Here is a 10,931-nt window from a genome sequence, read left to right as displayed (position 1 = left end):
CCGCGCGGGCGGCGCTCGATCTCATAGGCGACGAAAATGCTGAGCGAACACCTTTAAAAAAATGCACCACCTCCGCCCTCAAACAGCCTCCACACGCGCCCAGAACCGGCTGAAACGACGAATGCGCACCGGCAAGGTGGTGGTGAGGTTGTCCAGGGCCGCATCAATATTGCCCAGCTGAAACGCGCCGGACAGGCGCAACTCACTCACCGCCTCGTCACACCCCAGGTACCCGGGCCGGTAGCGTTGCAGTTCACTCACAACATCGGCCAGACGCCAGTTGTCTACCAGCAGCATGTCGCGGGTCCAGGCATCCGCCAGCGCTGAGGCCGGCTGCACGACGCCCGTTCCATCCGCCCGGAAACTCAGCTGCTGGCCGGCCTCGACGCGCACCGCCGCCAGTGAATGCGCACTGCGCACCTCCACGGCATGCTCAAGCACGCAAACCTGGGTGACGTCGGCATCACTGCGCACAGTGAAACGCGTGCCCAGGGCGCGAATGCTGCCTTGTTCGGTGTGCACGATGAACGCCCGGGCCTGCGCGTCGCGCGCGGTTTCCACAAGAATCTCGCCGCCCAACAGATGCAAGGCTCGCCACTGGGCGCTGTAACGGATATCGACGGCGGTGGCCGTGTTCAGTTGCAAGCGGCTGCCATCCTGCAGGCGCAGCAAACGGCGCTCGCCAACGCCGGTACGTTGGTCGGCCATCAACCGCGCAACACCCCCCTGGTTCCAGGCCAGCCCCCCTGCCCCGCCCGCCGCCAGCACAATACTCATCACTTTGAGCACTTCACGGCGCTTGGCCCTAGCACTGCTCAGGGTCGGGCGGGCGATGCCCGGGGCCACATGCTCGAACTTGCCCTGCAAACGTGCCAAGCGCTCCCAGGCCTGCAGGTGCAGCGGGTCGCTGAGCAACCAGCGCTGATGCGCGGCGTGGGTACTCTCATCGGCATCGCAGCGCAACTCGACATACCAGCGCGCAGCGGCTTCGAGCACGCGCCGGTCCAGCTGAGCACCGGGCACGGTTCAGTCCTCGGCCAGCATCAGGCAATGGGTCAGTGCCCGCACGGCATGCTTCTTCACGGTGGTGACCGAGACGTCCAGGCGCCGGCCGATCTCGACATAGCTCAGGCCATCGAGTTGGGCCATCAGGAAGATTTCACGTGTGCGTGCGCCCAGGCCGTCGAGCAGACGGTCGATTTCCAGCAGGGTTTCGATGATCAACGCGCGCGCCTCGGGCGAGACTTCGACCTGCTCGGGGCGGGCGGCGAGCGTTTCCAGGTAGGCATGCTCAACGGCCCGGCGCCGGAACATGTCGATCATCAGGCTACGCGCGATGCTGGAGAGGTAGGCCCGTGGCTCGCGCAGCTCGGCCGCCTTGCGCTGGGTGAGCACGCGGATGAAAGTGTCCTGGGCGAGGTCCGCAGCATGCTCCACGCACCCGAGCTTGTTGCGCAGCCACCCGCACAGCCAGGGGTGGTGCTCGGCGTAGAGGGTGTGCACGGTTTTTTGCAGAGAGGGGTCAGCGCAGGACATGGAGTGAACCGGTCAGGACGTCTTTAGTAATGACTCTCATTTAACCTGAGACGTCCTGGCCTGTGCAACTACCATGGGTAACGCTGACTCGCCACCAGCGATCAGGCCTTGGTCAACTCACCAATCTTCTCCAGCCGCGCCCGCACGATGTTGCGGCTGATGTTCAACAGCCGGCCAGTCTGCAACTGGTTCCCATGGCAATACCGATACGCTGCCCGGAACACCGTCTCCTCGATGTGCTCATACAGGTTCGGCACGTTCTGCTCGAACAGCGCCAACAACGCGTTTTCCAGGTTAGGCGGCGCCGCGACCGCGGCCGGTGCGCTGGCCTGCGCGGCATATACCTGGGCCGCGCCCTGCGGCCTCATGTCCACCAGGTGCAGGTCTGCGGGCGCCACGACCTGATAACGGCACACCAGCAAGGCATGGTGGATCGCGTTTTCCAGCTCGCGGATGTTGCCCGGCCAACTGTGGGCCAGCAGCTTGCGCTCGGCATCCGGGCTGAGCGACGCCCGCTCGTAGCCCAGGCGCCGGCAGTGCTCTTCGATGAAAAATTCTGCCAGGGGCAGGATGTCACCCGGTCGCTCACGCAGCGGCGGCAGGCGAATGGTGGCGACGTGCAGGCGGTAGAACAGGTCTTCACGAAAATGCCCGGCCACCACGGCGTCGGCCAGGTTGACGTTGGTCGCGGCCACCAGGCGCACATTGATCGGGATAGGCGTGCGTGAGCCCAGCCGCACGACTTCGCGCTCCTGCAGCACCCGCAGCAGCTTCACCTGCATGTTGAGCGGCAGATCACCAATCTCGTCGAGGAACAGCGTGCCGCCGTTGGCAGCCTCGAACCAACCGACCTTGTTCGAGGTGGCGCCGGTGAAGGCACCTTTCTCATGGCCGAACAGTTCGCTCTCCACAAGGGTTTCGGCAAAGGCGCCGCAGTTCACTGCCACGAACGGTTCGCGGCCACGGCGGCTCAGCTGATGGATATGGCGAGCGACCAGCTCCTTGCCGGTGCCGGTTTCGCCGATGATCAGGGTATTGGCCTCGCTGGGCGCCAGGCGCTCGATACGGCTGAGCAGCTCCTGGGAGCGAGGGTCCTTGAACACAAGCACGGTGGCACGTACCGACTTGGTCAGCTCTCGGGCATTAGGATGGGTGATCAGCGACATGGGGGCATTCCTGGCAATTGACGCGCACCCCCATAGTGCACGAAACAAATTAGATCAAAAAATTATTAATTAATCTTTGTATATTCCATTTTTGAATATTTGAATTTTCAACAGCTCGCTGCTGCTGGGGCAGCAACTCGCCAGCACTGCCCTGCGTGCCGATCAGCAGCCAGGGCTGAGCTGCGCACCCTTCACTTACGCTGAAGGCCCCGCCATTAAAGGCCTGCAGCCGCCTTTTCAAATAATGGCATGTATTTCGCTCCTGGCCTGTCAACGCCTGGTCCGCTGCAACACGCGGCCCAGACCTGTTGAATCACTGCCTGGAGCTGCACATGAACAAACGCTGGCGTCACACCCTGGCCCTGTTGGGCGGCCTGTTCCTCAGCCTGACCGCCCTGGCGGCCGAGCCACCGGCAGCGGTGCGCATCGCCATCGTTGCCTTCACCCAAGGCGGAGCGCCGGTATTCGGTGGCATCCCAGGGCGGGTAATCGAAGACGGTTGGCTCGAGCAGCAATTGGCCGCCCGTGGCGTGAAACTGCAATGGACCGCCCTGCCCCACGCCGGCGCTGGCCCGCAGATCAACGAAGGCTTCAGCAACAACAGCCTGGACTTCGCTGTACGTGGCGACCTGCCCTCGGTCATCGCCGGGGCCGGCCAAGTGCCCGGCAAGCTGATCGTGCCGGGCGGCAGCGGCAACAACATCTACCTGGTGGTGCCTGCCGGCTCTGAGGTGCGCAGCATTCAGGACCTTAAAGGCAAGCGCCTGGCACTGCACCGCGGGCGGCCCTGGGAATTTGCCTTCAGCAACTTCCTGCAAAGCCAGGGCCTGAAGCTGACCGACTTCAAGATCGCCAACCTCAACCCACAGGTCGGTGCCGCCGCCGTGTCGGCCGGCAAGGTCGATGCCGCCGTGCTGCTCAACGAAGCCTACGCCCTGGAAGACAAAGGCGTGGCGCGGATCCTCTGGTCGACCAAGCAAGGCGCCAACGACTGGCGGCTGGTGTCCGACCTGTGGGGCACCGACCGCTTCGTGCAGCAGCACGCCGACCTCACGCAGCTGGTCGCCACGGCCTGGGTGCGTGCGGCCTGGTGGATCTCCCAGGAGCAGAACCGCGACGCCTATTACGCGCTGTCATCGCGCGCCGGTGTGGCCGAAAGCGTGCTGCGCCGCGACGACCAGGACGATCCGGTGGCGTGGCAGGCGCGCTGGGCACCGAAAAGCGATGCCCAGCTAAAGGCCCACTACGACGCCCTGGGCCAGTACGCCCTGGCCAACCGCCTGATCCGCACGCCCTACGACATCACCCATGACCTGGCCACAGGCTTCACCCGCCAGGCGCTGAGCGACCTGCAACTCACCCACTATTGGCCGTCCCTGGACGCTCAAATCAGCCAACAACCTTGAGAACATCCTCCATGAAACTGCCTGTTTCCATCGCTTTCGGCCTCAGTGCCCTGGCCTTTTCCATTGGCGTCTTGGCCGCCGACACCTACGCCCCCAAACCCGACCCACAACAAGGTGACGGGCGCGTATCGAGCTTCTACACCTGGGCCAAAGCCATCCCCGCCACGCCCGGCAAACTGCTACGCAGCGAGCCGCTGGACTCGGCACTGAGCCTGCCCAGCGCCGCCAGTGCCGAGCGCATCCTCTACACCTCGCTGGACGGCATCGACGGCAAGACGCCAATCGTGGTCTCCGGCGCACTGTTCATCCCCAAGGGCAAGGCGCCCGCAGGTGGCTGGCCGGTCGCCAGTTGGGGCCATGGCACCGTCGGTGTGGCGGACATCTGCGCACCATCCTGGGCCGGGCGCTCCTACCGTGATGTGCAGTACCTGAACCGCTGGCTCGAAGAGGGCTATGCCATCGTCGCCACCGATTACCAAGGCCTAGGGGTACCCGGTGGCCACCCGCTGCTGAACAACCGCATGGCCGCCTACGGCATTCTCGATGCGGCCAAGGCCGTGGTCGCCGGCGTACCGGGGCTGGCCGACAAGGTGCTGATCGTCGGCCAGTCCCAGGGCGGCGCCGGTGCCTTCGCAGCCGGTGCCTACGCGGCGACCTATGCACCAAAACTGGGGGTCAAGGGCAGCATCGGCACCGGCGTGATCTACACCGTGGGGTCGAAGAACGTCGGCGAGCAGGACCCGAACAAGGTCGACCCGGCCCTGGCCTACGGCTTCTACACCCTGCTTGCCGCCCAGCAGTACGACCCGAGCATCGACCCACGCGACTTCTACACCGACAAGGCCCTGCCGCTGTTCGAGCAGGCGCGCACCAGTTGCCTGTCTTCACTGGTCAGCGACGTGGTTGGTACCGGCCTGACCCCGGCCAACGCCAAGAAGGACTACCAGGGCGACAAACTCAAGCCGTGGCTGGCCCAGGTGTCGTACCCCACGCTGAAATTGGCCCAGCCAATCTTCATCGGCACCGGCGCCGAGGACAAGACCCCCGCCGCCGCGACCCAGGTCGCGCTGATGCAGGACGCCTGCAAGGCCGGCTCGGTGGTGCAGGGCCACCTGTACAAGGGCCTAGGGCACAGCGAAACGGTCAACGCCTCGCTCAAGGACTCGATCCCCTTCGCCCGCCAGGTCATCAGCGGCCAGCCGGTCACGCCCAACTGCAACCCTAGCGTCCAGTAAGGAGGCCACCCCATGAGCATCGAATTCTTCACCCGCCTGCCACTGCATGGCGAAACCCAGTTTCTTCCCGGCGACCCACGCAACCGTGGCGACTGGCACGCGGGCGGCGACAGCAGCGGTGCGGTTTCAGGGTTCGCCGTAGGTGATCACTTCACCTACATCGACTACCTCGGCCAGATCGCCCGCGCGGCAGAAATCAACGGCTTCGGCGGCGCGCTGATGGTCAATGCGCCCACCGGCGAAGAGCCGTGGACCGTGTGCTCGCTGCTGGCGCGGGAAACCCGCACCCTCAAGTTCGTCACCGCGTTCCAGCCCTTTCACTACACGCCCTGGGTGGCCGTGCAACAGGCCGCGACCTACCAACGCGCTACGGGCAATCGGCTGGTGTGGAACATCATCAACGGCGGCTCCGACGCCATCCAGCGCCAGGTCGGCGACTTCGAGGGCCACGACGAGCGTTACGCCCGCGCCACCGAGTTCATGGACGTGGTGCGCGGCTACTGGCACAACGAGCAGTTCCACTACGACGGCACCTATTACCGCGCCGAAGGCGGCGGCCTGCGCGGGCCGCTGAAAAAAGCCGAGCTGCCGCTGATCTGCACTGCAGGCTCATCGGATGCCGCACGCGAGTTCGCCGCCAAGCATGCCGACTTCTACCTGATGCGCGCCGAACACCCGGACGAAATCGCCGCGCTGATCGCCGACATCCGCGCCCGCGCCTTGAAGTGGGGGCGTAGCGACATTCGCTTTGGCCTGTCCATCGACGTGATCGCCCGGGACACCGAAGAGGCCGCGCGGGCCGAGGCCAAGCGCTTCTTCGACGAAGGCGTGGCCAAGGGCACGGTCAAGGCCCGCGCCGCCCACGCCGGCCTGCGCACGGCACGCAAACTGAGCTACGAACACGGCTACAGCGACAAGAACGAGCAACAGGCGTTCGACGACTTCTTCATCCACCCCAACGTGTGGACCGGCTTTGGCTACATCGGCATCCCGCCGGGCTGCGCGCTGGTGGGCAGCTATGCCAACGTGGTGGCACGCATCCGCGAGTACCACGGCATCGGCATCGACCTGTTCTTCCTCGCCGGCTACCCGCACCTGGAAGAGGCCTACCGCATCGGCGAGCACATCCTGCCGCACTTCCGTGGCCAGCGTGCCGCCCTCGCCCGCCCGGTGCCCACCCCCGTGCAACTGCACGCCAGCAACGGAGGCTGACCCCATGGCCTGGGACGGTTACCCACTCAGCCGGCGCCACTTCCTCGGCCATGCCGGCGTGCTGGCCGGCGGGTTGCTGGCCGGCTGCGGCCCAAGCGACAGCCCCGGCAACGCGGTTGCCGACCAGCCGCGTCATGGCGGGCGTTTGCGCCTCGGCATCATCGATGGCAACCAAAGCGGCAACCTCGACGCCCATAAACCGGTCGGCAGCGGCATCGTGCGGGGCTTTGCCCTGTACAGCAAGCTGTGGGAGTGGGACGAGCAGATGCAGCCGCGCCTGGCCCTGGCCGAATTCGCCGAGCCCAATGCCGACGCCAGCAGCTGGACATTGCGGCTCAAGCCTGGGCTGGAGTTCCACCACGGCAAGACCATCGATGCCGACGACCTGATCTTTTCCATCAGGCGCCTGACCGACCCGCAGCTGGCCTCGCCCTATGCGGCGCTGCTGCACTGGGTAGACCGCGACAACCTGGTCAAGCTCGACGACCGTACCGTGCGCCTGGCCTTTCGCGAAGGCCGTAGCTACCTGCCGTTGCCCGAGACCTGGGTCAACTTTGGCGGCATCGTGCCGGTCGATTACCACCCGGTCACCAACCCGGTCGGCGCCGGGCCTTACAAACTCAAAAGCTTCACCCCAGGCCAGCGCTCGCTGTTCACCCGTTTCGACAACTACTACAAACCCGCCAAGCCCTATGCCGATGAACTGGAGATCATCGACTTCAAGGACCAGACCGGCCGGCTGGCGGCTTTGCGCGCTGGGCAGATCGACATGGCCAACGTGATGTCCACCGAGCACCTGCAAGTGCTGCAGGCCGACCCGCGCCTGCGTCTGCTGAAGTCGGTGAGCGGCAACTGGTTGTCGTTCGACATGAACACCAGCAAACCGCCGTTCGACGACCCACGGGTGCGCGAGGCGTTTCGCCTGCTGGCCGACCGTGACGACCTGGTGCGCCGGGCGCTCAATGGCCAAGGCCGGGTGGCCAACGACCTGTACGCCCCCTTCGACCCCACCTTCGACCATAGCCTCGGGCCACGGCCGCATGACCCACAACGGGCGGCGCAGTTGCTCAAGGACGCGGGCCAGGCAGGCCTGCAGGTAGAGCTGGTGACGACCCCAGGGCCAGGGCTTGCCTCGGCGCTGGTGCTGGCCGAACAGGCCCGGCGCATCGGTGTGACGATCACGGTGCGCCAGGTTGACCTGGCGACGTTCCAGGGGCCGCAGCGCGATGACTGGACCTTGAGCACCGGTGGCAGCATCGGAGCGCCGTTTCTGGCCAGCGCCATCCACACCGACGCGCCGTTCGCCGTGGCCAACAAGACCCATTTCCACGACCCGGCATTCAGCGAGGCCTTCCTCGCCGCCATGGCCCAGCCGGACCTTGAGAAACGCAAAGCGCTGGTGCACCGCGCCCAACGCATCCAGTACGAACGCGGCGGCATGCTGATCTGGGGCTTTGCCGACTTGCTCGACAGCGTCAGTACCCGAGTCGGTGGAGCGCAGGCGGAACAGTCGCTGTTCAGTACCTGGCGGTTCGAGAGCCTGTGGCTCAAGAGCTAATTGATTCGAGCGCTACGCATTCCTCTGTGGGAGCGGGCTTGCCCCGCGAAGCAGGCATCCCGAGTGGATGGCACGGGCTTCGCCCGTGTTCGCGGGGCAAGCCCGCTCCCACAGGGGGCCCATAGCGCTCCCGGCAATCGCCCTATACACCCACCAACCGCAGGCGCGGCTGCGCCCTCGCTTTTCCCATTCCTGAATAGAACGAGGCCCAGCCCCATGCCCCGCGTTGCCTTGCTGCACCCGAAATTCCAGCCCAGCTCGCTGGCCCTCGCCATCCTGGCCGCCACCGTGCCCATGGCGTACGCCGAGGACACCCAGCTGCAAACAGTCACCGTGCAGGCCGAGCAGGCCGACGACGACGCCCTGCCCACACGCCCACCAGCCTCGATCTACGGTGGCTTGGAAACCAAGGTCCTCGACACCCCACGCTCGGTCACCCAGATCAACGCCGAGCAACTGGCCCGCGACCCGATCCAAAGCTCCGACGACCTGGTCAAGTACGCCCCCGGTATCACCCGTGGCGGCGGCCAGAACGCCGGCATCGCCCCGCAGATGCGCGGGCAGAACTCCGAGGTGTTCCAGGATGGCCAACGCGCCTACGGCGTGCGCCACCCCACCAACTTCAACGCTTACGAAGGCGCCGACATCGTCGCCGGGCCGTCCTCGGTCACCTACGGCTCGGTCAGCGGCAGCGGCGGCTACATCAACTACCTGAGCAAGAAGCCCGACTTCAACCGCTTCCGCACCCGCCTGAGCGGCGAAATCGGCAGCTGGATCCCCGACGGCGAATCGCGCGATGCCACCAAATTCAGCATCGACAACACCGGCCCCATCAGTGACAGCCTGGCCTACCGGGTCAGCATTACCCGCCAGCGCCAGGAAACCTTCTACGACAACGTCGACAACAACTTCGACGCGTTCTACGGCGCACTCGCCTGGCGCAACGACAACCTGCGGGTGGACTGGAACGCCGCCTACGACGACTACTACGACTACAACATCACCCACGGCTGGAACCGCGCCACCCAGGACTTGGTAGACCACGGGAAGTACAACGCCGGCCGCGCCACGCCAATCATCCAGAACGGCAACAACCTGTGGTCGCCGGTGCTGTCATCCGGCGCCAGCGATGCCCAGGTACTCGGCTGGGTACAGCGCCAGCGCAACGCGCAGGGCCAATACCAGGTGGTCGATGGCAGTTTCCAGGGCGCCTCACCCAATACCCAGGCCAGCCCAGGCAGCTTGCGCGGCTGGGTCTATGACCCGTCGCTGGCGGGCAATGACCAGACCTCGTTGTCGTCACAGACCGGCCAACGTGCGCAGGACCAGAACCGCTCCCGGCGCTTCACTACACAACTGCGCGTCGAAGGCGACCTGTCCCCGTCCATCACCCTGGCCAACAGCACCTTCTACCAGCACTCCACCGACACCACCGACGCGGTGGGCGCGTTCCAGGTGCAAGGCAAGGACGACATCTTCGACAACCGCTTCGAGTTCCGCGCCCGTGGCCAATGGCAGCTGGGCGGCCTGACGCTGGTCGACGACAGCAACACCGGGCTGATCTATCGCCGCGAGAGCAACGAGTCGATCGCCGCCAACAACAGTTTCGGCTCCACCATCAATGCCTACGACCTCACCCTCGACCCGACGCTGAAAAACCCTGGCGACCTGCTCGGTCTCAGCGGGCGCAACCCCGCAGGCGGCAACGGTGCCTGGATCGGCCAACCCGGCGTGCCGCAGCTGTCCAACTATTACGGCTGGCTCAACCTGCCGGCCATGTACCCGGCAGGGCACGGCCTGTACGCCGAATCGGTGGCGCCCTACACCGCCGACAGTACCTGGACCACCAAGACCCTGTTCAGCCAGCACAACCTGCGCCTGGGCGAACGTGTGGGGCTGAATGTGGGGGCCAGCCGCAGCTGGATCGACGCCCGCATCGAAAACCCCTTCGTGCTCGCGGGCGGTAACCCACGCAAGGACTCGGACAACTACCGGTTGTTCTCGGTACAGGTCAGCCCCTATTTCAAACCCACCGAAAACAGCACGCTCTACTACACCTTCGACCGCTCGCTGGCGGTCAACACCGGCTTCTTCACCAATGGTCTGGGCTGGGGCAGCGGCACCGGGGCCAACCAGCTCAACCCGCTGGCGTTCGAGAGCCTCAGCGTGCTGCACGAAGTGGGGCTGAAGGTCGAGGCCGTGCCCGACCAGCTGTTCTTCACCCTGGCCGCCTACAAGCAGGCGCGCGACCAGTCGCCGGACAGCAACAACAACATCGCCCGGCTGATCGTCAAAGGCTGGGAAGCCACCCTGCGCTACCAGGACCCGCACCTGCGCGGTGGCCTCAACCTCAGCCGCATCAGTGCCTACAACGAGTTCACCAGCCAGGCCGGGTTCGCCTCGGCCGGGTTCATCCCCGACAACGGCACCGTGTTTGGCGATAACAACAGCCTCAACCAGCGCCCGTCCGGCAAGTTCGATGCGGTGCAAATCCCCGAATACAACGCCGGCGGCTATGTCGATTACCGCTTCGATTCCGGGTTCGGCGTGGAGCTCTCTGGTTGGTGGACCAGCAGTTGGTACCTGAACCTGAGCAAAACCGTGAAAGTCCCCGACGAATACAACCTCGACCTTGCCGCGTACTACCGCCAGCCACAGTGGGGCGTCACGTTGCGCATGCTCAACGTCACCGACGAGCTGAATTTCGTCAGTGGCCTGGCAGGTTCGACCAACACCTTCCTGCAACCCATGCCTGGGCGCACCTTGCTGGCCCAGGTCGATTACCAGTTCTGACCCTTCCTCAACGTAAAAGGCCATC

8 protein-coding genes are annotated in these 10,931 nt (G+C 65.2%); 5 read left to right on the top strand and 3 right to left on the bottom strand.

All coding sequences use genetic code 11. The features are described 5' to 3' along the window. Nucleotides 1–78: 78 nt before the first annotated feature. The 3 genes from OGV19_RS07340 to OGV19_RS07330 all read right to left on the bottom strand — a co-directional run bounded on the left by OGV19_RS07340 (nucleotide 79) and on the right by OGV19_RS07330 (nucleotide 2,702). The gene (locus tag OGV19_RS07340; protein WP_264312768.1) at nucleotides 79–1,023 is read right to left on the bottom strand and encodes a FecR domain-containing protein; all 945 of its coding nucleotides are present in this window, start codon (nucleotides 1,021–1,023) and stop codon (nucleotides 79–81) included. A 3-nt stretch (nucleotides 1,024–1,026) separates the two neighbouring features. After that, a complete protein-coding gene (locus OGV19_RS07335) occupies nucleotides 1,027–1,536 on the bottom strand; it encodes a sigma-70 family RNA polymerase sigma factor (RefSeq protein ID WP_264312767.1) in 510 nt (169 codons plus the stop codon). Nucleotides 1,537–1,637: 101 nt separating this feature from the next. After that, the gene (locus tag OGV19_RS07330) at nucleotides 1,638–2,702 is read right to left on the bottom strand and encodes a sigma-54 interaction domain-containing protein (protein ID WP_264312766.1); all 1,065 of its coding nucleotides are present in this window, start codon (nucleotides 2,700–2,702) and stop codon (nucleotides 1,638–1,640) included. A 332-nt stretch (nucleotides 2,703–3,034) separates the two neighbouring features. Here OGV19_RS07330 and OGV19_RS07325 point away from each other — a divergent pair, with 332 nt between their 5' ends. From OGV19_RS07325 to OGV19_RS07305, 5 genes are all read left to right on the top strand, one after another. Continuing rightward, on the top strand, nucleotides 3,035–4,108 hold the full coding sequence (locus OGV19_RS07325) for an ABC transporter substrate-binding protein (protein ID WP_264312765.1): 1,074 nt from the start codon (nucleotides 3,035–3,037) through the stop codon (nucleotides 4,106–4,108). 11 nt (nucleotides 4,109–4,119) lie between these two features. Continuing rightward, on the top strand, nucleotides 4,120–5,343 hold the full coding sequence (locus OGV19_RS07320; RefSeq protein ID WP_264312764.1) for a lipase family protein: 1,224 nt from the start codon (nucleotides 4,120–4,122) through the stop codon (nucleotides 5,341–5,343). A 12-nt stretch (nucleotides 5,344–5,355) separates the two neighbouring features. Then, nucleotides 5,356–6,555 carry an LLM class flavin-dependent oxidoreductase gene (locus OGV19_RS07315; RefSeq protein ID WP_264312763.1) on the top strand — a complete coding sequence of 400 codons (1,200 nt, stop codon included), beginning with the start codon at nucleotides 5,356–5,358 and terminating at the stop codon, nucleotides 6,553–6,555. 4 nt (nucleotides 6,556–6,559) lie between these two features. Continuing rightward, a complete protein-coding gene (locus tag OGV19_RS07310; protein WP_264312762.1) occupies nucleotides 6,560–8,113 on the top strand; it encodes an ABC transporter substrate-binding protein in 1,554 nt (517 codons plus the stop codon). Nucleotides 8,114–8,329: 216 nt separating this feature from the next. Then, nucleotides 8,330–10,906: a TonB-dependent receptor gene (locus tag OGV19_RS07305; protein WP_264312761.1), complete on the top strand. Its 2,577-nt coding sequence runs from the start codon at nucleotides 8,330–8,332 to the stop codon at nucleotides 10,904–10,906. Nucleotides 10,907–10,931 lie beyond the last annotated feature (25 nt).

Source organism: Pseudomonas putida (assembly GCF_025905425.1).
GTDB lineage: Bacteria > Pseudomonadota > Gammaproteobacteria > Pseudomonadales > Pseudomonadaceae > Aquipseudomonas > Aquipseudomonas putida_AF.
Note: the sequence above shows the minus strand (reverse complement) of the source record. Positions and strands in the feature narration are given on the sequence as shown.